The organism is Rhizobium sp. BK098 (assembly GCF_014193155.1).
Lineage (GTDB): Bacteria > Pseudomonadota > Alphaproteobacteria > Rhizobiales > Rhizobiaceae > Rhizobium.
Genome location: NZ_JACHYY010000003.1, coordinates 128019 through 150567 on the forward strand (window position 1 = coordinate 128019; position 22549 = coordinate 150567).

The following is a 22549-nucleotide window of genomic DNA, read 5'->3' on the forward strand; positions in this document are numbered from 1 at the left end:
GGATGTTTCAGGAGGGCGAGCCGGCGACCATCACTTCGACCTTGGCAGCCTCAAGCGCTTCGGCCAGTTCGGGCGGCGGCGATGCATTGGTGATCAGCATGTCGAATTGTGAAAGCGGCGCGATGTGGACGAGCGACATGCAATCGAATTTCGATGCGTCGCAGAGAACGACCTTCTTTGTCGAGCGGCGGAGATAGACGCGCTTCATCTCCGTATCATCGAAGGAATAGTCATAAATACCATCCGACGTCAGTCCGGAAACGCCGACAAAGGCGATGTCGAACCAAAGTGCTTCGAACTGGGAAATCGCCGTCGCATTGGAAATCGACAATTCATCGTTTCTCATGCGCCCACCCGGCAGGTAGACTTCCGCCAGGCCTTCGCCAAGCTGGGTAGCGTTGCGCACGCTGTTGGTGAAGAACTTTACATGCTGCTGGCCGGCGAGCAACCGGGCAAGCAGGAACGTTGTCGTGCCGACATCCAGCGCGATGGTGCGAAGTCCGGAAGCGACCTGCGCTGCCGCTTCCGCGATCAACCGCTTCGGCAATGCGTTCTTGGCAAGACGGGCCTGAAAGGTCGGCTCGTTGAGGCGCGAGGTGGTTGCTGAAAGGCCGGGTTCGACAATTGTGGTAAGGTCGGTGCTTACTGCTCCGCCATGGGTGCGGGCAAGCCGTCCTTCCTTTTCCAGTTCGGTCAGGTCGCGCCGCACAGTCATTTCGGACACGCCGAGCTGCGCAGCAATTTCCGTGACGGATACGGCGCCCGTTTCGGCCACCGCATCTAAAATGAAGGCGCGGCGCGTGCGCGCAAGAACTTTCGTCCTTTCGATTGTCTGCGTTTCAGCGTCATGGCCTGCGGTCATTGGTCTGTCTTTCATTTAGAAAAGGCGGCTGGGTGATTGCGGCCGCATACACCCGAAGTCCAGTCCTCCCATTACATGATCAGTGCTTAACTCAGAAAGCGAACAAATTCAAACATAAATTTCGATTGATTTGTACGTTTTTGTTGCTATATGATCGACGTGTTCTTTTGGTCGGAGACATGGTTCGTGGGACATCCGAAATTTGCGGAACTCGAGGGTTTAAAGGCCATCGTCACCGGCGGGGGCAGTGGAATAGGCCGCGCAATCGCGCGGGCGCTGGCGAAACAAGGCGTCAAGATCACCATTTGCGACATCAATCTGGACGCGGCGAACACAGTCGCACAGTCGATTTCCGGCCACGCTCTGGAGATCGATGTTCGCTCACGTTCCTTCGTGGAAAAGACGTTCGAACAAGCAGCCGATATCATGGGCGGCTACGATATACTGATTGCCAATGCCGGTGTCTCCACCATGCAGCATGCGCTGGAGATCACCGACGAGGAGTGGGATTTCAACTTTGACGTCAATACACGCGGCATCTTTCTGACGAACCAGATCGCTGCGCGCCGCTTCGTGGCGCAGGGTCAGGGGGTAATTGTCAACACGGCCTCGCTTGCCGCAAAGGTCGGTGCGCCGCTGCTGGCGCATTACTCTGCCAGCAAGTTCGCCGTTCTCGGCTGGACGCAGGCGCTTGCCCGCGAATTGGCCTCGAAAGGCATCCGCGTCAATGCCGTCTGCCCGGGTTTCGTCAAGACCGGCATGCAGGAGCGCGAGATCGATTGGGAAGCCAAACTGCGCAGCGTCAGTCCTGAACGTGTCGTTGAAGACTACATCGCCCAGACGCCGCTCGGACGACTGGAGACGCCCGAGGACGTCGCCGATGTCGTCGTTTTCCTCTGCTCGGATTCCGCCCGTTTCATGACCGGCCAGGGCGTCAATGTCACTGGCGGCGTCTATATGACCTGACGGGCAAGCCGGCCGCCCAAGCCGCATCATATCGGAGAGATCATGGCATCCATCGTCTTTGAGGGAGTGGAAAAACGTTATCCGGACGGATATGCGGCAATCCAGCACCTCGATCTCACTATCGAGGATGGTGAGTTTCTGGTTCTAGTCGGCCCGAGCGGCTGCGGTAAGTCGACCGCTCTCCGAATGATTGCGGGTCTTGAGGATATCACCGGCGGTCGCCTGTTGGTTGGCGATACCGTTGCCAACGGCCTTGCACCCCGCGATCGCGATATCGCGATGGTCTTCCAGTCCTACGCGCTTTATCCGCATATGACGGTCGCCGAGAATATCGGCTTCGGCTTGTCCGTGCGCGGCGTCGGCAAGACGGAGATCGACCGCAAGGTCAGGGACACGGCCAAGCTTCTCGAACTCGATGCCTATCTCGGCCGCAAGCCAGGGCAGCTTTCAGGCGGTCAGCGACAGCGCGTGGCGATGGGCCGGGCGCTGGTGCGCGCGCCCAAGGCGTTTCTGATGGACGAACCTTTGAGCAATCTCGACGCACGGCTGCGCGGCCAGATGCGGGCCGAAATCGCCCGGCTGCAGAAGTTGAGCGGTATTACCACCGTCTACGTCACGCATGATCAGATCGAGGCCATGACCATGGGTGATCGCGTCGCCGTGATGCGCGCTGGCGCTTTGCAGCAGCTCGGCACGCCGCGTGCGCTTTACGACACGCCCGCCAATCTCTTCGTTGCCGGCTTCATCGGCACGCCGTCGATGAACTTCCTGAAAGCGACGCTGGTGGTCGGCGAGGGCGGTCTGGCTGCTGCTGCCGGTGGGTTCGGCCTGCCGGTGCCCGAGCCTGTCATTGCCAGGCGTCCGGCACTTGTGCGTCATGTCGGCAAGGAGATCATTGTCGGCGTACGGGCCGAGGCGTTGAGCGCCGCGGATACCGTCGATTCTGGTTTCGGGCGTATTGAAGGAACGATTGCCTTCATTGAGGATTTCGGTGCCACGAAACTCGTCCATCTTGATATTGGCGGGGCCGGCAAGCTGGAGGAGGTGACGGCGGAAGCCGACGAGGTTTCGCTTTCCGGCCCTCGGTTGCGTGCCTCTGTTCCGGCCACGTATGCGCTTCGCCTCGGCGAGACGCTATCCTTGTCGGTCAATCCCGCAGAACTGCATTTCTTCGACGCCGAGACCGAAAACGCGATCCGCGACTGAAAGGTTCTTCCGCCATGCCCGTATTCATCGGCATCGATATCGGCACGACCTCGACGATCGCGGTAGCGATGTCGGAGGCCGGCGAGCCACTGGCCTCGGCCTCGCGCCCCTCGCGCTTGTCCTCGCCGCATCCCGGCTTTGCCGAGGCCGATCCCGGGCAATGGTGGGCGAACACGCAGGTCGTGGTGCGGGAGATGATCGCGCGCCTGCCTGAAGGATGCGAACTTGCCGGTGTCTGCGTCACCGGAATGCTGCCGGCTGTGGTGCTGCTCGATCGCGCACGCCGCGTACTGCGCCCGAGCATCCAGCAGAGTGACGCGCGTTGTGGGGCGGAAGTCGAAGCCATGAAAGCGGCGTTGAACGAGGAGCGCTTCCTTAGCCGCACCGGCCAGGGCCTGACCCAACAATTGGTCGCCCCGAAACTGCAATGGCTGAGGGCGCATGAGCTGGATGTCTATGGCCGGATCGCCCATGTCCTCGGCTCCTATGATTTCATCAACATGCACCTGACCGGCCGTCTGACGGTCGAGCGCAACTGGGCGCTTGAAGCGGGCTTCATCGATCTTGACGATCACCGGATTGCGGACGACCTTGTGGCGTTGTCGGGGCTTCGTCCCGGCGTCCTGCCGGAGCTGGTCGCATCGCATGAGGTCATCGGCGCGGTGACGGCGGAAGCGGCGGAACTGACCGGCCTGCCGGAAGGCCTGCCTGTCTTCGGTGGAGCCGCCGACCATATCGCCTCTGCGCTAGCAGCTGGCCTGACGCAGGCCGGTGATGTCCTCCTCAAATTTGGTGGGGCAGGCGACATCATCGCCATTGCCGGCTGGCCGGAGCCCGACCGCCGGCTTTTCCTTGATTACCATCTCGTTCCCGGCCTTTATGCGCCGAACGGCTGCATGGCTTCCTCAGGCTCGCTTCTCAGGTGGCTTGCCGCCCTCATCGGTGGCTCGGAAAGCGACGATGTTTTAAAGCGGCTTGACCAAGAAGCGGCGACCGTCCCAGCTGGCGCGGACGGCGTGCGCGCACTGCCCTATTTTCTGGGCGAGAAGACACCGATTCATGACCCGTTGGCGCGCGGTACAATCACGGGCCTCAGTCTCGGTCACGCGCGCGGCCATATGTGGCGCGCGGTGCTGGAGGCGATTGCCTGCGGCTTCCGCCATCATCTCGATGTGCTTGCGGAAACCGGGCGCCCGGCAACACGGCTGATCGCCTCCGACGGGGGAAGCCGAAGCCTCGTCTGGATGCAGATCGTCGCCGATATCTGCGGTCAGCCGGTTCATGTCTTGTCCGACGCCTTCGGTTCGTCGATTGGCGCGGCCTGGGTGGCGGCGGCAGGCTCCGGCATTGCAGCATGGGACGATGCCGCGGCTTCCGTGCGTTTTGGCGCGGTGCTGCAGCCTTCGCCCGAAGGTGTTACCGCCGGTGACCGGATCTATGCCGACTACCGCGATCTCTACCGGTCGCTGAAACCCTTCTTCGAGCGTGAAGGCCAGCCATGATCAAGGCAATTGCCTGGGATGTCGACGGGACGCTGATCGACAGCGAACCGGTTCACCATAAGGCGCTGATGGCCGTCTCGGAGCGCCATGGCGTCAACATCGCGGCCGATGATACGCGTTTCATCGGGGTGGCAATGAGTGATGTCTGGACGGTGCTCGCACCGCTCTATCCGCCCGGACTTCGCCCCGAGACCTGGAACTCCGAGATTGTCGAGGCCTATATTGAGCGGACCGCGGAGTTGCAGCCGATGGCGGGTGCGCCGGAGACGGTGCTTGTGCTTGCTGCGGCGGGGCTTGCTCAATGCGCGGTTTCCAACTCGTCTCGCCGCATTGTCGAGGCCAATCTCAAGGCCATGGGGCTCGACCGCGCGATGGCCTTTGCGATCGGGCGCGAGGATGTGATGCATGGCAAGCCTGATCCCGAGCCCTATCGGCTTGCCTGCGAGCGTCTTGGCCTTGATGCTTCGCAAATGCTGGCCGTCGAGGATAGCGTCGTGGGCGCGGCGTCGGCGCGGGCGGCGGGCATGCCGGTGCTGCGCTATGGCGCGGATTTCACCGATTTCTCGGCGATCCTCGACCTCGTCGAGGAGCGGAGACTTCGCGCATGACGAATTTCTGGCCATGCAGCCCGCCTGAACGCGCAGCAAAAGCGGCGCTCGTCGTGATTGACATGCAGGTCGATTTCTGTGCGCCGGGCGGGTGGGTCGATCAATTGGGCGAAGATATTAACAATACGCGCTCTGTCATTCCGGCCGTTGCGGAGGCTCTGGCAATCGCACGGGACGCGGGCCTCGCCGTCTTCCATACCCGGGAGGGCCACAAGCCGGACCTATCGGATCTGCCCGCTAACAAGCAATGGCGTACCCGCATCCATGGGCTCGGCATCGGCGATGAAGGTGCTTCGGGGCGCATCCTCGTGCGCGGCGAACCCGGCTTCGAAATCGTTCCGGAACTTGTGCCGCTTACCGGCGAAACGGTGATCGACAAGCCGGGTAAGTCGAGTTTCCATGCGACCGATTTCGATGCGCAGCTGAAGGCTCAAGGCATCACCCATCTCATCGTCATCGGCGTCACCTCGGATTGCTGCGTGCAATCGACCTTCCGCGACGGCTTCGAGCGCGGTTACGAATGCGTCATTCTCGAAGATTGCACAGCCGCGGTCGAAACGGCTAATCACGAAGCGACGATGGATATCCTGAAAGCCTTCGGCGGGCGCTGGGGGATGGTGTCCGATCTCGCGGGCTTCCGTGCCGCCATGGAGGCGCTTCATGGCTGATAGCTTCGCCGGCATTGCCGCCACTCCCTATTCCTGGCCCTTCGATGGGCAATGGAGCGCCGCCGACAGTGCGCTTCTCATTCTGGGGTTTCAGAACGGTACGATCGCCGCACTGGGAGCGGAGCCGGAGGCCGCTGTCGCGGCAAGGTTGATCGCACGCGCCCAGGAGGCCGGCCTGCCGGTGATTGCGAGCCGGCGCGGCCGCAGCGAGGCGCTTTCCCCGGTTGCCGCGCGCCGCGCGGCCATGGGCGATCCGGTCTTTGCGCCGGGGACGCCGGAATGGGAGCTTTCAGACACGCTCGGCCTGCGGGTGGAGGCTTCGATCTTCGATCATGCGGGCGACAACGCCTTCTATTCGACCGGGCTCGATGCCTGGTTGCGACGGCGCGGCATCCGCAATCTGGTGCTGGCCGGTATTCCAACCGAAGGCCTACTGCACGCGACCCAGCGTGCTGCCAACGACATGGGTTTCGAATGCATCGCCGTTTCCGATGCTTGCAAGGGAACGACGGATGCCCGTCATGCCGGGCAATTGCGCATAACCGTCTTCGGCAACGGGCTTTTCGGCACCGTGGCGCGCTCGGATCAACTGTTCTCGTCGCTGAGGGCGCCCATCCCGACCTGAAGAGGATCGACATGTCTGATTTTCACTGGCCGGCCGAGACCGGCAGCCTCGACTTCCATACGCTGACTGCTGCCTATGCTTCAGGTCAGCTCAAGCCTTCCACGGTCGTCAATGCGATCTATGATCGGATCGAGGCGCGGGGGGAGGACCATGTTTGGATCTATCTCGTCTCCCGCGCCGATGCGCTGAGAGCGGCCGAGAAGCTGGAGAATTCCGGCTATGACGGCCGTCCTCTCTGGGGCATTCCTTTTTCGATCAAGGATTGCAACGACGTTATCGGCCTGCCGACGACCAACGCGCTGAAAGAGGGGGCCTATATCGCTGAAAGCACCGGTCAGGCCGTGACGCGCCTTTTCGACAATGGTGCGATCCTGATCGGCAAGACCAATATGGACCAGTTCGGCATCGGCCTTGTCGGCATGCGCACGCCGTATGGTGCATGCTCGTCGGTGTTCAACGATGACTATATTTCCGGCGGTTCCAGTTCCGGCTCGGGCGTTTCGGTGGCGGCCGGGCTTTCCAGCTTCTCCATCGCCAACGACGCTGCCGGCTCCGGCCGCGTGCCAGCGGGCTTCAACAATATCGTCGGGATCAAGCCGACGCCGGGCATTGTCAGTAATGCCTGCGTATCGGGCGGCGGCTGCGTGAAGACGATCGAGACCGTATCCGTCTTCGCGCTGACGGTGGAGGATGGCATGGCGGTCATGCGCATCATCACCGGATACGATCCGACCTATCCCTTTTCCAAGCCCGAGGCCGATCATGTCGCGCTCGACATGCGGTCGGCCCCGCCGAAGTTCCGCTTCGGCGTTCCAGCTGGCGCTTCGCTTCGCTTCTTCGGCGACAGCGAGGCGGAGCGGCTGTTCCAGGAAGCCATCAAACGACTGGATGCCATGGGCGGCACGGCGGTCGAGGTCGATTTCGCCGCGTTTGAGGAAACCCAGCGCATTCTCTATGAAGGCCCATGGATTTCGGAGCGCGCGCTCAGTCTCGACAAGGTGCTGGCCCAGCATGGCGACGCGATCCATCCGGTGACAAAGAAGATCCTCGAAAACAGCGGGCAATATTCATCCCTCGATACGTTCCGCGCCATTCACCGCATCGCCGAGTTGAAATGCGCGACACGCCCGATCTGGGACGACATCGAAGTGCTTCTGGTGCCGACGACGCCGACGATCTATCGCAAAAGCGAGATTCTCGCCGATCCGATCGCGCTCAATGCGCGGCTCGGCATCTATACCAATTTCGTCAATCTGATGGGCCTTTGCGGGATCGCCGTACCGAATGGTTTCCGCGCCGATGGGCTGCCCTCGGGTGTCACCTTCCTCGCCCCCGGCATGGCTGAAGCGAAAGCGGCGGCGATCGCGGCCGAATTCCACCGTCGCGCCGGTATCGGGCTTGGCATGAACCTCAATCCCTATCCGGCCTATGGCGCACCAACGGAAATTCCGGCCGGTCACCGCGAGATTGCCGTTGTCGGCGCACATCTGTCCGGCATGCCGCTCAATCATGAACTGACGGAGCGCGGCGGCGTATTCCGTGGCCAGACCCGCACGACAGGTGATTATCGGCTTTATGCGCTCACCGGCACGACACCGGCCAAGCCGGGTCTCGTTCGCGATCCAAGCGCCAAGGGGCCGGGCATCGAGGTCGAGATCTGGTCACTGCCGCTTGCAGGCTTTGCCGATTTCGTCGAGCGCATTCCGCAGCCGCTGGGGATCGGTAAGCTCGCGCTTGAGAACGGTCGCCAGGTATCCGGCTTTCTCTGCGAGACCGTAGCGTTGGACGGCGCGATCGACATTACGGCGCATGCCGGCTGGAAGAATTACCTAGCTTCGAAAGCGGCCTGAGAAAGGTTCTCGGGGGAGGGTTTCCGGTAAAAACGAAATCGCCTGAAGCGCTCTTTATGTTTTTGTTTGACTTGTTCGAAATGACGAAAGACGGCTCCGCGAGGTGACGCCTTTTTAATCGCCAATGTTTGTTCGCTCAGTTGATGCCTTTGGTCAGTCCCTGCACGAAATAGCGGTTGAGGACGAGCACGATGAGCACGATTGGCACGGTCGAGAAATGCGCCAACGCCCCGAGTGTCCCCCAGGTGATGTCCTTTGTGCCGTAGGCCGAAAGCAATGCCACCGAGATCGGCTTGGAATCGAGCCGCGTCAGGAACATGGCGAAGAGGAAATCGTTCCACGAGAAGAGCACGCAGAAAAGCGCAGAGGCGATGATGCCGGAACGCACCGCAGGCAAGGATACTTTCCAGAACGCGCCGAACTGCCCGCAGCCATCCGTCAACGCCGCTTCTTCCAGCTCCTTCGGCAGCCCGCGGAAGTAGGAAAACATCATCCAGCTCACGAAGGCGGTATTGAGCACGCAATTGATCAGGACGACGCTGAACCAGCTGCCGATGAGGCCGATATCGCGCATGAGCAGATAGAAAGGGATAAGCGCCGCGACAGCGGGGACCATGCGGATCGTCATGAAGAAATAGGCAACGCCCATGGCGGCCGGATGTGCCGAGCGGGCGAGCGCATAGCCGGCCGGAACGCCGAGTATCAGCGAAAGCAGCATCGAGCCGCCTGCAATCAAGAGGCTGGAAGTGATGAGGCTGCCGACATCGAAGATGCGCAGCGCGTTGCGGAACTGGTCCAGCGTTGGCGTGAAGAAGAGATGTGGCGGAATGGAGAATATCTCGTTCGACGGTTTGTAGGCGGTCATTGCGAGCCACAGGAAGGGCAGCAGGAAGAAGGCGAGAGTAAGCAGCAGGAAGCCGCGCCGGGCCGTACCAAAGACCATGGAGCGTGTCGTCATCGGCCGTTGGCCTTCTTGTCGAAATGGCGGATCATGAAGATGAAGCAGGCGGCGATGATCGCTACGCACAGAAGCGCGATGTTGGAAATCGCCGATGCCTTGCCGATATTGAAGAAGCTTAGGCCCTCCTTCACCGCATAGACCATGAGAGTGTTGGTGGAATTGCCCGGTCCGCCGCCGGTGGTCACGAACACGCTGTCAAAGACGCGGAAGGCGTCGATGGTGCGTAGCGTCAGCGCCAGCATGACGGCGGGGAGCATGAGTGGCAATGTAATGGAGCGGAAAGTGCGCCAGGCGGTTGCTCCGTCGACGGCGGCGGCTTCCAGGAGATCTCCTGGGAGTGCCTTTAGGCCGGCCAGTAGAATAAGCGCGACGAGCGGCGTCCATTCCCAGACGTCGATGAAGATGAGCGTGGCCAGCGCAGTCGACGGCGTGGCGAAGAGGCCGCGCGGATCGGTGATACCCCACTGGGCAAGATAATAGCCGACCATCCCGTAGTCGGCGAGCAGCAAGCCTTTGAAGATGAGGCCGACGACCAGCGGCGTAATGGTGACGGGAACAAGGATCAACGTCAGGCAGACGCGATTGAACCGGTCGTCGCGCCAGAGCGCCAGCGCGATGACAAAGCCGAAGACGAGTTCGATGGCGACAGAAAAGACGGTGAAGATCACCGTATTGGCGATGGCGCCGCGAAAATCTGCGTCTGCCAGCAGGTTGATGTAATTGTCGATGCCGACGAAATGCGTTCGCGCCGGCTTCAGGAGATTGTATTCGTAGAGGCTGTACCAGATGCCCTTTACGAGCGGGAAGACGCCGAGCGCGATCACGTAGGCGACGGCGGGGAGCGCCATGGCAAACAGGAAGAATTTTCGTCGCGTGGCAAAAGAGACCGAGGGGAAGCGCGTGGCCGCCTTGCTGTCAACGGAACTGGTCAGGTTCATCGCGTAATTCGTCATCACCGAATGGCCAATTGCTTCGCGTTTCGATCTGAGAGGAAAACGGGCCGGTGCGCAAACGGAATCTTGCCTTCAGCGTGCCGCTAAAGCCGGCCCGACCATCGCCCTCGAAATGAAAGGCCCGCTTCACGGTCTTTCGTGAAGCGGGCCTGTTCTTAGAACAGCTTGGCGGCTGCTTCCTGTGCTGCATCAAGCGCGGCCTTGGGCTCAGCCGTACCGACGAGGACAGAGTTAACGGCTGTGCCCAGCATGTCCTGGATTTCCGGATATTCCGGAATGCGCGGGCGGTAGTCGCCGTCGCCGTTCTCGAAGACTTCGTTGAGAACGGGCAGGAACGGATACTTGGCGTTCAGTTCCTTGTCGGCAATCGTGCTCTTGCGGATATAGCTGCCAGCGCCGAGCATGTTCATCTCCTTCTGGATCTTCGGACTGGTGACCCACTTGATGAAGGTCCAGGCGGCTTCTTTCTGCTTGTCCTTCGCATCGGCGTTGATGGCCATGCCCCAGCCGCCGATTCCGTAGATCTTCGGCAAACCCTTGCCGCGCGGGGCAAGCGCGACATCGACCTTACCGACTATCTTGGACGTCTTCGGATCGTAATAGCCAGGCGCGCCGACAGACCAGGTCTGCATCGTGGCGGCGATGCCCTGGCGGAAGCTTTCCTCGCGGCCGCCCCAGTCATAGTCGGCGGCACCGGGAGGGGCTGCTTTCTTGAAGAGATCGCGATAAACAGTCAGGCTCTTGATATTGGCTTCGGAATTGAGCGCCGGCTTGCCGTTCTTGTCGAGGATGGCGCCGCCCATTTCGGCGTTATATTGCATCCAGTCCTGAGCGACCGCCGGGCCTTTCTGGCCGTTGGCGACAAAGCCGTACTGTTTCTTGGCCGGGTCGGTCAGCTTATAGGCCGCGGCAACCAGGTCTTCCATCGTTTCCGGAGCCTTCAGGCCGGCGGCATCGAAGAGATCCTTGCGATAGGCGAGGACGTTGGCATAGCCGGCAAAGGGATAGGCGACCTGCTTGCCTTTGTAATTACCGAGCGCTTCCGTGAGCTTGGGATAGATGTCGGCGGTATCCAGCTCCTTGGCGTCGCGCTTCATCAGCTCGTTGAGATCGATCGTATAACCATTGGCGGCGAACTGCCCTGCCCAGACAATGTCCATGGTGATCAGATCATAACCGGCGGTGTGCCCGACGAAGTCGGCGGTCGTTTTCGTCAGCAGGGAGCCGTAGTCCATGATGTCGACCTTGAGTTCCGCGCCCGTCGCTTCCTTGAACTCGGGCGCTAGCTGCGCCAGCACGGCCGAAAATTGGTCGTTCATGGATGCAAGATTGAGTGTGATGCCGGCCAGCGGCTTGTCGGCGGCCTGCGCCATGCCCGCTGTCAGGGCAACGATGCAAACGGTAGCAAATTTCTGAAAATTCCCCTTCATGAATGTCATTAGTGTTCTCCTTTTCATGATTGGTTGCCACTATACATCAAACAAAAACGCACTCAAGTACACTTGACAAAAAAGCAATAACGGCCTGAATATAACAAAATTGAACAATATCGCTCATTATTTGCTTGATGATTGTGCAGTATGCCTCGTTTTTGCGCATTCGCCGGGCTGCTTAAAAGACTTGCGGTCATGGCGGGCTAGCGCGAGGCCGTGTTGAAGAAAGAAGTGTCAGGATCGAACATGAATGGCGCTCTCAGCATATCGCGACTTGAAACGCTCGAAAAACGGCTTGTCGGCGAAATGGAGGCGACGGAAGCGCTTGGGCGGGTCTGGGCTTCAGCACCAGAGCCAGGACCTGCTCGCGTCGCACGCTATAATGTCGTGATCTGCGGGGCTGGCATGTCGGGACTCGCTATCGCCTTCGGCCTGAAACGGCGCGGCATTGAGGGCGTTCAGGTGATCGACAAGGCCGAGACGGGGCGGGAAGGGCCTTGGATCGGCTGCGCGCGGATGAAGACGCTGCGCTCGCCGAAATATCTCGCGGGGCCGGATTTCGGCCTGCCGTCGCTGACGCCGCGTGCCTGGTACGAAGCGGTCTATGGCACAGACGCCTACGAAAGCCTCGACAAGATGTCACGGCAAGACTGGATGGCCTATCTCGGCTGGTATCGTGCGGTGACGGAGCCGGATGTGGCCAACGGCACGAGCCTTGCCGGGATATCGCAAGTCAAAGGCTGGCTGCGGCTTGTGCTTGAAGCGGACGGTGAAACGCAACAGATCGAATGCCGTCGGCTTGTGCTGGCGACCGGTATTGATGGCGGCGGCGCGCCGATGATTCCCGATGTCGTTCGTACCTTGCCCAAGCCATACTGGACCCATAGTGCCGAGATCGCAGACGCTGGCCATCTCAAGGATCGAAATGTCGCCATTCTGGGTTCGGCGACTTCCAGCTTCGACTGGGCGGCAACGGCTTTGGAAAAGGGCGCAAAAAGCGTTGTTATGATCGGCCGCTCGGGCAATTTCGGCCGGACGGAAGTCTTGGCCTGGACCAATTTTCCGGGCTTCCTTGGTCATTTCGGTGACCTGTCGGACCTACAGAAATGGCGCTATATCCGGCTCTACAATGGCTTCAAGATCCCGCCGACACAGGATCAATTCGATCGTGCAGTGTCCGATCCGCGCTTCACCATGGCGCTGGGTCATAAGGTGCGGTCCGTGACATTGGATGCCGGGCGGGTTGTGATCGAAAGCGACAGCGGTACATTCAGCGCCGATCATCTTCTGCTTGGTACCGGTTATACGATCGATTTCACCCGGCGCGCGGAATTGAAGAGCATTGCGCCGCATGTGGCTTTCTGGTCCGATCGCTTCACGCCGCCGGATGGCGAGACATCGGCCGAGATCGCGGCCCATCCCTATCTCGGGCGCGGCTTCGAACTGACGCCGAAGAATGCCGCGACCCATGGCTGGCTGTCGCATATCCATTTGTTCAACTGCTCGGCCCTTGCCAGCCTCGGTCCGATCAGTAACGGTGTGACTGGCATGAAATACGGTCTGCCGCGGATCGTCGATGCGGTGGCGGGCGGTCTCTTTCACGAGGCGGCCGACGATTTTCTCCGTGACCTTGCGGCCTATCAGGAGCATCATTTCGATCCGCGCGGCCACGGCGGAGACTTTGAAGGCATAAAGGAAGTGTCATCATGACAATCATACCAGCGTTTCCGCTCGGCCGAGTTCTGGAGAAGACCCGGTGTGAGAGTGTGGAATTTCCCTATCTGTTGGCCAATCACGCTCCGATGGTCCTCGTGGCACTCGATCGCATGGGCGCATCCCCTGAGCGTCTCGACGAATGGTATGAGATTTACCGCGTGGCAAACCAGCTTGTTCCCGCGCCGCCGGCCGTGGCTCCGATCGAGCGTGCGCGTTGGGATGCGGCGCTGGGTGACCGGACGCGGGAATCCGATTATCGCGCCTATTTCATCGCCGAAGTCGAACGGCTCGGAACCGATGCCGCGATCCGCCATTATTTGCCTCTGCTGATCCAGGGGGTGGCCGGCAGTGCGCTGCACCCGCTGATGCGGCTCGCCTACGCGGTACTCAACAGCGACACGAAGGAAGCGGGAACGGCGCTCGGATACTGGGCGACGTGTTATCTGCCCTTGCCGGATCCGACTGGAATAGAGCCGGAGACGGATGATCCGGCAGCAATTCTCGCTGCGATGAATGATGTTGCCGGCGCACATGACTATGTGCCTGAGACCGATCTTCTCTGGCATAATATACGCGAAGTCGCCGCCTTGCCGGACTTTCCGCCGGTGATCGATCGTTTGCGCATCGATGAAGCGACACCGAGACGCATGGCGGAGACGGCGCTCGCCCTATTCACCTCGACCATGGATTTCTCGGCGCTCCACGCCGTTACCGGCTTGCATTGGGCTCGGCTGGTCGCGGCGCATCTGGATGATCCGCTGCCGCTCTACCGTGCCTTCTGGCAGGTGATTGCCACACTCGTTCCGAAAATCGGCTTCCCGGCGCTTCCGACCGCCGAAGCGCTTCAGGCGATGCGTGAAATGCGGGTACCGGACTGGCCAGAGATAAGGGCCACGGCCGTGGCCTCCAACGACGAACACGACATTAGCCTGGTCTTTTCGGCATTACAGGAACAATTGGTCTGGGGTGATCCGCTTTATCGGGTTGTGGCGGCACGGCGCGTTCGGCTGATCTAGAGGTAAACTCCGCCCGCGCACGGTTTATGCATAGAGGCGGGGTTCACGGAACTCCGTTTTTTTCTTCCCCAGCATCCGCGCCACCGAGCCGCCGCACGAAGTCCGCGAAGAAGAGCGAGGCGTTAATGGCCCGTTTATGCACCGCGATGGTCTGAGGAATTTGCGAAAACACTCCATCTACCACCCGGAAGCCTTCCATCCGCTCCGAGGCGTTGAAGAGGAATTCGGTCAGTCCAGCCGCCGCGTCGCATTCTCGGTTTGAGAGAAAGTCGAGGGCCGCCGTGGGGCTGTCGACATGCAGCACCGTCGCTTGCTTGAGCGTTCGCTCAAGCTGCTTCGTATAGGCTGCGCTGCGCGCGGAAGCGATGCGAATTCCAGTGGTATCCAGCTCGTCCGCCGTCCGGTAGGATGAAGTTACCGGAACCAGGTAGGTGGCCTCGACCGAGATGTAGGGGGGCGAGAAGCTGAAGCGATCGGCTCTTGATGGGTCTGACGCGATGAAGGCGATGTCCCACTCGCCGCCGTCCGCAGCGGAAAGAATATCCGCCGCGGATCCGTATCGTATGAGGGAAAGCCCCCGATCAAGTTCGCGGGCGATCCTATCCGCAATTTCCGCGCTCGGGCCTACTAAGGCGCCCGCGTTTTCGTCCCAGCGGATCAATGCTGCGTTCGACATATTGACGGCGGCCCTAATGAATCCAGCCGACGCTATTTCCGACCGGACCTGCTCCAGACTGAACATGCTACGTCTCCCCAGAGCGTGATGCCGAAAAGTGTAGGCGGTTTTCGGACGAAATCCGGCTCTACTTCTTTGAGTCTAGAGCGGATTCAGATTTTAGGTCGAACGGACCTAAAATCATCCGGCTCTATTGCGAAAACCTGGACGCAAGTGCTTCCGATCCTCTGGCAAGGAGAGCAACATCGACGCCAACTGCGGTGAACAGCGTTCCCTGCGCAATGCAGCGAGCCGCAAACTTCTCGTCAGGCGTCAAGATGCCCGAGGGCTTACCGACGGCTTTCAAGCGCTCGATCGCATTCTCGATTGCCGAAACTACCTCGGAATGTCCCGGTTGGCCGGGATAACCGAGGCTGGCTGCAAGGTCTGCCGGACCGATGAAGATCCCGTCGACTCCGTCGACCCCTGCAATGGCTTCGAGCCGATCGAGCGCCTCTCGTGTCTCGATCTGCAGCAAGAGGCAGATTTCCTGTTCGGCGGTCTGCGCGTAGCTCGGCACGCGCCCGAAACGGGTGGCGCGGGTGAGGGCGGATACGCCGCGGATACCCCGCGGTGCGTAACGCGCCGCCGCCACGGCCGCCTTCGCCTCCTGTTCATTCTGCACATATGGAATGAGAAGCGTCTGGACGCCGATATCCAGAAAACGTTTGATCAATACGGGGTCGTTAAAGGCTGGGCGAACCACGGGGGCGACGTCGTACGGCGCGACCGCCTGCAACTGTGGAAGCACGGTAAGAACGTCGCTGGGAGAATGCTCGGTATCGAAAAGCAGCCAGTCGAAACCGGACGGTGCGACGATTTCCGCTGTATAGCTGCCCGGAAGGCCGCACCACAATCCGATCTGACTTTGACCGGCCTGGAGTTTTCGCTTGAAGCTGTTGACGGGGAGTTCCATTACATCCTCACACGAATGAGACGCCAATTGAGCCGACGGGACCGTAGTCGGCCTGGATCACGTCGCCCTGGGCTATGTCCACAGGGCGGGTGAAAGAGCCGGCCAGCACGATCTGCCCCTTTTTCAAACCGCCGCCCACAGCATGGAGCTTGTTTACCAACCAGGCGATCCCGGCTGCCGGATGGCCCATGATCGCTGCAGAAACACCGGATTCCTCGATAATGCCGTTCTTCGAGAGGGTGGCGCCCACCCAGCGGATATCGACGTCCATTGGCCGAATGATGCGCCCGCCAACAACGATCGCTCCGAAAGCGGCATTGTCGGCAATCGTGTCGGTGATCGCCCTTGGAACCTCGGTGCGATAGTCGATGATCTCGAGAGCCGGGACTACGAATTCAGTCGCCCTCATCACGTCGTAGATCCGCGTTCCAGGCCCCTCGAGATCCTCGCCCATCACAAAGGCGAGCTCGACTTCGAGGCGGGGCTTGATAAAGAGCTCCGCCTTGATCTGCGCTCCGTCGTTGTAGAGGGCGTCGTCGAGGATGACACCATAGTCGGGCTCGGTCATCTTGGATGCCATCTGCATCGCGCGCGACGTCAGGCCGATCTTGTGGCCGACGACCCGAGCACCCCTAGCAGTCCGAGCCTCCGCCCAGAGCGCTTGAATTTTGTAGGCGTCTTCGAGCTCAAGACCGGGGTAGGTCTTGCTCGGTTGAACGATTGGCTTGCGGTCAATTTCTGCCTTCAGAAGGGCGTTGGCCGCCTCTCGGCGTTCCTGTTCTGTGATCATCGGTTCGGCTCTGTCGTTGGTTATTTGATTGGCGGGCGCGGCAGCACGGCTTCGCCGGGCTCCATGACGTAGGTGTAGTCGAGCGAGAACCAGGGCCCCTCGATGCCGGGTTCGGACGGATGCGATTCGTCATGGCGGACGAAGTCGCCGGTCAGGGCTGCCGTCACTCCGAACTGAACGTCGGAATCGATGTTGGGATCGCTTGGATCGAAGACTTGGGAAATCAGTGTCTTGTATCCCTGCTTGAAGATCAGGGCGTGAAGATGCGCTGGTCGGTACGGATGACGTCCCTGCGCTTTTAGCAGTCGGCCGACGACGCCATCGACCGGGATCGGGTATCCGACCATCTTCACGGTACTGAACCAGAAGCGGCCGTCGGCGTCCGTGGTGAACTTGCCCCGAAGGTTCATCTCAGCCTGATCGGGGTCCTGATTTTCATAGAGCCCAACAGGAGAAGCATGCCAAACATCGACCTCGGCACCCGCGATCGGCCTGCCGTCCCGGTCTACGACCCTGGCGCGGACATAGAGCGGCGTGCCTGGCGTGTCGGAGCGGATGATCGTGCCGCCGTTTTCGACACGGGGAGAGTTCAGGCGCCAGAACGGGCCGAGAAGAGACTGCGACGTCTCCGTCTGGCCACCGTCGCCGTTGTTCAAAAGGCAAACCAGCGAGGACACGCCGAGAGATCCGGCCATGAGAACAAACTCGTTGTGGCTGTCCGTCTGCAGTTGTCCGATCTCGTTGAGTATCGCCGTGGCTTCGCGGAACTCGACTTCGGACAATCTCACCTCCCGCACGAATGCATGGAGATGCTTCACCATTGCCACGAGGATTTCTCGCCGACGTGGATCCTCGGTTTTGTTCATCACCGCGAGGACGGCAGGCGTCAACTCGCTTTCAGTTTTTATGGCCATAAGGGTACCTCCACTGGCGCTGACTATTAAAAATAATCGATTATCTGTCAATGAATGTTACGACGACTTTTTCCATTGGCGGGAGGAAAATTGGCTCTGCATTATATTAACTTACTGAATTCATTATATTGAATCAGGGAGGCGATCGAGTTTTAGCTACAAAACGGGCTCTTCTTCGCTTTCTCGTTGACATAAATAATCGTTTATCATATCGATCATCGACAGTTGATCAGAATTGTCAGGGAGTAGGGATGAGCTCGACCGACGACAGCGCCTCTGCGCCAATGACAGACGAGGAAATAGCGTCCGCGGGTTTTTCCGATGATGGCAAGAACACGATCGGAAGCCAGTTGGCGTCACGTCTGCGCGAGGCAATCATCTCTGGTGAACTGGAGGCCGGCAGCAAGATCAATCTCGACAAGGCGCGCCGCACGTTCAACGTCAGCTTAAGCCCTCTGAGGGAGGGGCTTGCCCGCTTGATCTCGGACGGCCTGGTGGAGTTTCAGGATAACCGCGGCTATCGCGTAGCTCCGATCTCGCTGGCGAATCTGGAAGAAATCACGACGCTGCGCGAAGAGCTCGAAGTCTTCGCGCTGCGGGAATCCATGCGTATGGGCGATGTCGAGTGGGAGGGCAATATAATGCGCTCGCTCCATCGCCTGAACCGCACGGAACGAGATGCCTCACGGCCTGAGACGCTCGAGCAATGGGAGACCCTTCACCGGGAATTCCATCTCACACTCATTTCCGGTTGCGGCAAACCGCTTCTGCTGCATTTCTGCGGCCTCTTGCTGAACTTGAATGACCGATACCGCCGGGTCTTCCTCATCAGGACTTCCGGCGACCGGAACGTCGGGCAGGAGCACAGCGAGATTGCGCAAGGAGCGGTCGCGCGGGACATTGAATACGCCACCGAGAAACTGCGGCAGCACATCCACCGCACTGGGACGAACCTTCGAAATCATCTCGCGACGAAAGGGATCGTGTGATGGTGACGCCTGGATCGAAATCAGAGCAACAGATTGGCGTAGCGCACTTCTCCGCCATCTCCCTGGCGCCGAGCGATTTTGCGAAGGCTGCAGCGGGGGCGGGCTTTTCCAGAATTGGGCTGAGGCTGAATCCGGCATTTCCTGGAGCGCCGTACTACGAGCTGCCCGTAGGCGGCCGCGCAGCGGAAGAATTGAAAGCCGTACTGCGCGGCGAAGCGCTCGAGATTTTCGATATCGAGTTCTTTGTCATCGACCCATCGTTCAATGCCTCGTCTCTGGAGCCCATAGTGGCGGCGGCTGCCAACATCGGGGCCAGGCGTCTAAGCGTGTGCGGCGACGATCCGGAACAGAGCAGGCTGCAGTCGAACTTCACCGAATTCTGCAGCCTTGCAAGCAGCTACGGATTGGCAGTCGATATCGAGAACATGGGATGGCGGACGGTCAGAACCTTCGCTGACAGCGTCGATCTTCTGAAATCGAGCGGCGCGTCCAATGCCGGCGCACTCGTTGACGGAGTTCATTTCTTCAGGAACGGCGGAACGTTGACATCGCTGCGCGACGAGATCGATAGGGTCAAGCACATTCAGTTGTGCGACGTCATCGGACCCGCTCCGAGCACGGCGGAGGCCATGATCGCCGAAGCCCGAGGCAAGCGTCTTGCCCCTGGCGAGGGCGAATTGCCCTTGGGCGAACTGGTCGCAATAGCCAATGGGGCAGCATCGGTCTCGGTCGAAGTACCTCTTTCAGGCTCGGCAGACGCGGGGGAGCATTTGAAACGCCTGTTCGAAGGGGCCTTACGAATATTTAAGCCGGGTCAATGATCGCGGCGGCGGCGAGGCGAGAGCTACGCCGAAGGGAGGAAGCCAGCAGATGGGTTACAGGTTTGATTTTGGCGCGGTCTTCGACCGCGCCCCGGAATTGTTTTGGGGTTCGCTCGGAACTTTGGGTCTCGCCTTCGCCGGGATGCTGCTCGCTCTCGTGATCGGAATCCTGGGCGTTGCAGCAAGAACCTCGAAGACCGCGTGGGTTCGCGCTCCGGTGATCGCGTTCGTCGAAGTCGTCCGCAACACGCCGTTCCTGGTGCAGATCTTCTTCATCTACTTCGCCCTTCCGCTTATGGGTATCCGCCTGAACCCGACGGTAACCGCAATCATCGCGCTGGGGATCAACGGAGGCGCCTACGCTATCGAGATCATCCGCGGGGGCGTTGAGAGCATCAGCAAGGGACAGATCGAAGCCGGTTTTGCGCTCGGGCTGCATAAGGCCGACGTCTTCCGGCTCATCGTTCTGAAGCCGGCACTGCGAGCGATCTACCCCTCTTTGACGAGCCAGTTCGTGATGCTGACCTTGACCACGTCGGTGTGCACCTCGATCGCCGCGTATGAGCTGACTTCCGCGGCGCAACGCATCGAGTCGGATACGTTCCGAAGCTTCGAAGTCTACTTCACCGTGACCGCAATCTATCTGGTCATCTCAAGCCTGATGATGGGAATCTTCGCCCTGATCTCCCGTTCCTACTTCAACTATCCGACTCGATAGGAGGCGCTCATGGGTCCCATCGGCGAAAACGAGCTGTTCTTCATCCTTCAGGGTCTGAAATGGACCGTATTGCTGGCGGTTATCGGTTTTATCGGCGGGGGCGTGTTCGGCATTTTGATCGCGCTTGCGCGCACGTCGAAGCATCGGTTCGCCCGGCTTGCATCATCCGGCTATATCGCGCTCTTCCAGGGCACGCCGCTCCTGATGCAGCTCTTTGTCGTCTACTACGGCGTTGCCTTGCTTGGCATCGACGTCAACGCCTGGGTCGCTGTCGCGATCGCGTTCACTCTCCACGCAAGCGCCTTCCTCGGCGAGATATGGCGCGGTTCGATTGAAGCCGTTCCCAAAGGGCAGACCGAAGCCGCGAACGCTCTTGGCCTGCATTACGTCTCCCGAATGAGGGACGTGGTTTTGCCACAGGCTTTGAAGATTTCGATGCCTGCGACCATCGGCTTTCTCGTGCAGCTCATTAAGGGGACGTCGCTTGCTGCGATCGTGGGCTTCATCGAGCTGACCCGGGCTGGCCAGATCATATCGAACCAGACCTATCGCCCGCTGCTCGTCTTCGGGATCGTCGGAATAATCTACTTCGTGATTTGCTGGCCTCTTTCCCACGTCGGAAGCGGCCTTGAGAAACGGATGGCAAAAGCTGCCCGCTAAACCTGCTTCGGGAGAAGTAAACAGCACAAGAGGAGGAAAGTGCAATGAATACCAATCGTCGGAAATTTCTCGGTCTAGCGCTGGCGACCGCTACCTTCGCCGCCGTTGGTGCTGCGGCCGCCAACGCGGCATCTGTTGAGGAGATCAAGTCGAAGGGAACGCTCGTCGTGGGCATTCAGGGCGACAACGCGCCTTGGGGCTTTGTGAACTCGAGCGGCAAACAGGACGGCTTCGACGCCGATGTGGCGACGCTGTTCGCCAAGGAGCTCGGCGTGAAAGTCCAGTTCCAACCGCTCGCGGTAGCGAACCGTATTCCCGCGCTGACGACCGGCAAGGTCGATATTCTCTTCGCCACGATGGCAATGACGGAAGAGCGCGCCAAGGCGATCCAGTATAGCAAACCTTATGCGGCCAACACGATTTCGCTTTATGCCGCCAAAGCCGACGCCGTGAAATCGCCGGCCGATGTGGCTGGTTGGGAAATAGGCGTGCCGAAGTCCAGCTCGCAGGACAAGGCCGTAACCGACGCGGTCGGATCGAAGGCCACCATCCGCCGCTTCGACGATGACGCGGCCACTATCCAGGCCCTGATCTCCGGACAGGTAAAGGCAGTGGGCGGCAATCAGTTCTACGGGCAGAGGCTCGATGCAGCCAGCGCCGGCACCTATGAACGCAAGATCGACTTCCTGACGACTTACAACGGCGTGGGAACGCGACTCGGCGAGAAGGACTGGAACGAGACCGTCAACGCCTTCCTCGACAAGATCAAGGGCAACGGGGAACTCGCAGCCATCACCAAGAAGTGGATGGCAATCGATCTTCCCAAGTTCCCTGAATCCATCCCCAACATCCCGTTCACGGTCAAGTAAAGCATAAATGGAGGGCGCCGTGCTCAATTCCCCCAACGATCAGTCGACCTTGATATCCCTTGATAAAGTGGAGAAATGGTACGGCGCCTTCCATGCCCTGAAGAACATCAATCTGTCGGTTCGTAAGGGAGAGAAGATCGTCCTTTGCGGACCGTCCGGTTCCGGCAAGTCCACCCTGATCCGCTGTATCAACGCTCTTGAACTGATTCAGGGCGGCAAGATTGTGGTGGAAGGTCAATTGTTGGACGGCACCGCCAAGGCGGTCGACGCCATTCGACGTGAAGTCGGAATGGTTTTCCAGAACTTCAATCTGTTCCCGCACATGACCGTCCTGCAAAACTGCGCGCTTGCACCCATGAGAGTGCGGGGCGCAAGCCGCGCCGACGCGGAGAAGTTGGCACGAAAATATCTCGAGCGCGTTCGCATCCTCGATCAGGCGGAAAAGTATCCGGCACAACTCAGCGGCGGGCAGCAGCAGCGCGTCGCCATCGCGCGCGCCCTGTGCATGGAGCCGAAAGCGATGCTTTTCGACGAGCCTACATCCGCCTTGGATCCCGAAATGGTCAAAGAGGTTCTCGACACCATGATCGGCCTCGCAAGAGACGGCATGACCATGGTCTGCGTGACCCATGAAATGGGCTTCGCCCGGCAAGTTGCTGACAGGGTCATCTTCATGGCTTCCGGAGAGATCATCGAGGAGGCGGAGCCCGAAACCTTCTTCAAGAACCCCACGCATGAACGGACGAAGGCATTTCTCGGCGAAATCCTTGCGCATCACTGATCGGGCAGAG

The 22549-nt window shown here is 59.9% G+C and carries 23 protein-coding genes; 15 read left to right on the plus strand and 8 right to left on the minus strand.

Annotation, left to right across the window (positions count from 1 at the left end; translation table 11 throughout):
* Positions 1-7 precede the first annotated feature (7 nt).
* Positions 8-862 (minus strand): DeoR/GlpR family DNA-binding transcription regulator, encoded by an 855-nt coding sequence (locus FHT73_RS09915; protein ID WP_112608489.1) that lies wholly within the window; start codon positions 860-862, stop codon positions 8-10.
* 186 nt (positions 863-1048) lie between these two features.
* On the opposite strand from FHT73_RS09915, the gene FHT73_RS09920 reads away from it, so the two are divergent.
* The 7 genes from FHT73_RS09920 to atzF are packed head-to-tail and all read left to right on the plus strand — an operon-like array spanning position 1049 to position 8287.
* Positions 1049-1828 (plus strand): SDR family NAD(P)-dependent oxidoreductase, encoded by a 780-nt coding sequence (locus FHT73_RS09920; RefSeq protein WP_183711294.1) that lies wholly within the window; start codon positions 1049-1051, stop codon positions 1826-1828.
* 42 nt (positions 1829-1870) lie between these two features.
* Positions 1871-3034, plus strand: coding sequence for a sn-glycerol-3-phosphate ABC transporter ATP-binding protein UgpC (gene ugpC / locus FHT73_RS09925; RefSeq protein WP_183711296.1), 1164 nt, complete (start codon positions 1871-1873; stop codon positions 3032-3034).
* 14 nt (positions 3035-3048) lie between these two features.
* A complete protein-coding gene (locus FHT73_RS09930) occupies positions 3049-4536 on the plus strand; it encodes an FGGY-family carbohydrate kinase (RefSeq protein ID WP_183711298.1) in 1488 nt (495 codons plus the stop codon).
* Positions 4533-5144: an HAD family phosphatase gene (locus FHT73_RS09935; protein ID WP_112608497.1), complete on the plus strand. Its 612-nt coding sequence runs from the start codon at positions 4533-4535 to the stop codon at positions 5142-5144. The genes FHT73_RS09930 and FHT73_RS09935 overlap by 4 nt, the downstream gene beginning before the upstream one ends.
* Positions 5141-5812 (plus strand): isochorismatase family cysteine hydrolase, encoded by a 672-nt coding sequence (locus tag FHT73_RS09940; RefSeq protein ID WP_183711300.1) that lies wholly within the window; start codon positions 5141-5143, stop codon positions 5810-5812. Before FHT73_RS09935 ends, FHT73_RS09940 begins: the two co-directional genes overlap by 4 nt.
* Entirely contained in the window at positions 5805-6437 is a 633-nt protein-coding gene (locus FHT73_RS09945; protein WP_183711302.1) for a cysteine hydrolase, read from the plus strand. Before FHT73_RS09940 ends, FHT73_RS09945 begins: the two co-directional genes overlap by 8 nt.
* An 11-nt stretch (positions 6438-6448) precedes the next feature.
* Complete coding sequence (gene atzF, locus FHT73_RS09950) at positions 6449-8287, plus strand: allophanate hydrolase (protein WP_183711304.1); 1839 nt, start codon at positions 6449-6451, stop codon at positions 8285-8287.
* 136 nt (positions 8288-8423) lie between these two features.
* Here the strand turns inward: atzF and FHT73_RS09955 are convergent, their stop codons facing one another.
* From FHT73_RS09955 to FHT73_RS09965, 3 genes are all read right to left on the minus strand, one after another.
* Positions 8424-9245 carry a carbohydrate ABC transporter permease gene (locus FHT73_RS09955; protein WP_183711306.1) on the minus strand — a complete coding sequence of 274 codons (822 nt, stop codon included), beginning with the start codon at positions 9243-9245 and terminating at the stop codon, positions 8424-8426.
* Complete coding sequence (locus FHT73_RS09960) at positions 9242-10186, minus strand: sugar ABC transporter permease (protein WP_112398863.1); 945 nt, start codon at positions 10184-10186, stop codon at positions 9242-9244. Before FHT73_RS09960 ends, FHT73_RS09955 begins: the two co-directional genes overlap by 4 nt.
* Before the next feature lie 170 nt (positions 10187-10356).
* Positions 10357-11574, minus strand: coding sequence for a sugar ABC transporter substrate-binding protein (locus FHT73_RS09965; RefSeq protein ID WP_246712096.1), 1218 nt, complete (start codon positions 11572-11574; stop codon positions 10357-10359).
* A gap of 306 nt (positions 11575-11880) precedes the next feature.
* Here FHT73_RS09965 and FHT73_RS09970 point away from each other — a divergent pair, with 306 nt between their 5' ends.
* Together FHT73_RS09970 and FHT73_RS09975 are read left to right on the plus strand one after the other, a co-directional pair.
* Positions 11881-13344 (plus strand): NAD(P)/FAD-dependent oxidoreductase, encoded by a 1464-nt coding sequence (locus FHT73_RS09970; RefSeq protein WP_210290317.1) that lies wholly within the window; start codon positions 11881-11883, stop codon positions 13342-13344.
* On the plus strand, positions 13341-14366 hold the full coding sequence (locus FHT73_RS09975; RefSeq protein ID WP_183711311.1) for a questin oxidase family protein: 1026 nt from the start codon (positions 13341-13343) through the stop codon (positions 14364-14366). Before FHT73_RS09970 ends, FHT73_RS09975 begins: the two co-directional genes overlap by 4 nt.
* Positions 14367-14409: 43 nt before the next feature.
* Here FHT73_RS09975 and FHT73_RS09980 read toward each other — a convergent pair whose 3' ends face one another.
* The 4 genes from FHT73_RS09980 to FHT73_RS09995 form a co-directional block, all read right to left on the minus strand.
* Positions 14410-15108, minus strand: coding sequence for a transporter substrate-binding domain-containing protein (locus FHT73_RS09980; RefSeq protein WP_183711313.1), 699 nt, complete (start codon positions 15106-15108; stop codon positions 14410-14412).
* Between the two features lie 124 nt (positions 15109-15232).
* The gene (gene hpaI / locus FHT73_RS09985; RefSeq protein WP_183711315.1) at positions 15233-15997 is read right to left on the minus strand and encodes a 4-hydroxy-2-oxoheptanedioate aldolase; all 765 of its coding nucleotides are present in this window, start codon (positions 15995-15997) and stop codon (positions 15233-15235) included.
* Positions 15998-16004: 7 nt separating this feature from the next.
* On the minus strand, positions 16005-16787 hold the full coding sequence (hpaH, locus tag FHT73_RS09990) for a 2-oxo-hept-4-ene-1,7-dioate hydratase (protein ID WP_112608515.1): 783 nt from the start codon (positions 16785-16787) through the stop codon (positions 16005-16007).
* A gap of 20 nt (positions 16788-16807) precedes the next feature.
* Positions 16808-17701: a dioxygenase gene (locus tag FHT73_RS09995; protein WP_183711317.1), complete on the minus strand. Its 894-nt coding sequence runs from the start codon at positions 17699-17701 to the stop codon at positions 16808-16810.
* A 251-nt stretch (positions 17702-17952) separates the two neighbouring features.
* On the opposite strand from FHT73_RS09995, the gene FHT73_RS10000 reads away from it, so the two are divergent.
* The 6 genes from FHT73_RS10000 to FHT73_RS10025 are packed head-to-tail and all read left to right on the plus strand — an operon-like array spanning position 17953 to position 22539.
* Entirely contained in the window at positions 17953-18690 is a 738-nt protein-coding gene (locus tag FHT73_RS10000) for a GntR family transcriptional regulator (RefSeq protein ID WP_183711319.1), read from the plus strand.
* Positions 18690-19511, plus strand: coding sequence for a sugar phosphate isomerase/epimerase (locus FHT73_RS10005; protein ID WP_183711321.1), 822 nt, complete (start codon positions 18690-18692; stop codon positions 19509-19511). The genes FHT73_RS10000 and FHT73_RS10005 overlap by 1 nt, the downstream gene beginning before the upstream one ends.
* Positions 19512-19560: 49 nt before the next feature.
* Entirely contained in the window at positions 19561-20229 is a 669-nt protein-coding gene (locus FHT73_RS10010) for an amino acid ABC transporter permease (protein WP_112335962.1), read from the plus strand.
* A 9-nt stretch (positions 20230-20238) separates the two neighbouring features.
* On the plus strand, positions 20239-20889 hold the full coding sequence (locus tag FHT73_RS10015) for an amino acid ABC transporter permease (RefSeq protein ID WP_112415770.1): 651 nt from the start codon (positions 20239-20241) through the stop codon (positions 20887-20889).
* A gap of 44 nt (positions 20890-20933) precedes the next feature.
* Positions 20934-21758 carry a transporter substrate-binding domain-containing protein gene (locus tag FHT73_RS10020; RefSeq protein WP_183711323.1) on the plus strand — a complete coding sequence of 275 codons (825 nt, stop codon included), beginning with the start codon at positions 20934-20936 and terminating at the stop codon, positions 21756-21758.
* A 7-nt stretch (positions 21759-21765) separates the two neighbouring features.
* Complete coding sequence (locus tag FHT73_RS10025) at positions 21766-22539, plus strand: amino acid ABC transporter ATP-binding protein (RefSeq protein WP_183711325.1); 774 nt, start codon at positions 21766-21768, stop codon at positions 22537-22539.
* The last annotated feature ends 10 nt before the right edge of the window (positions 22540-22549 follow it).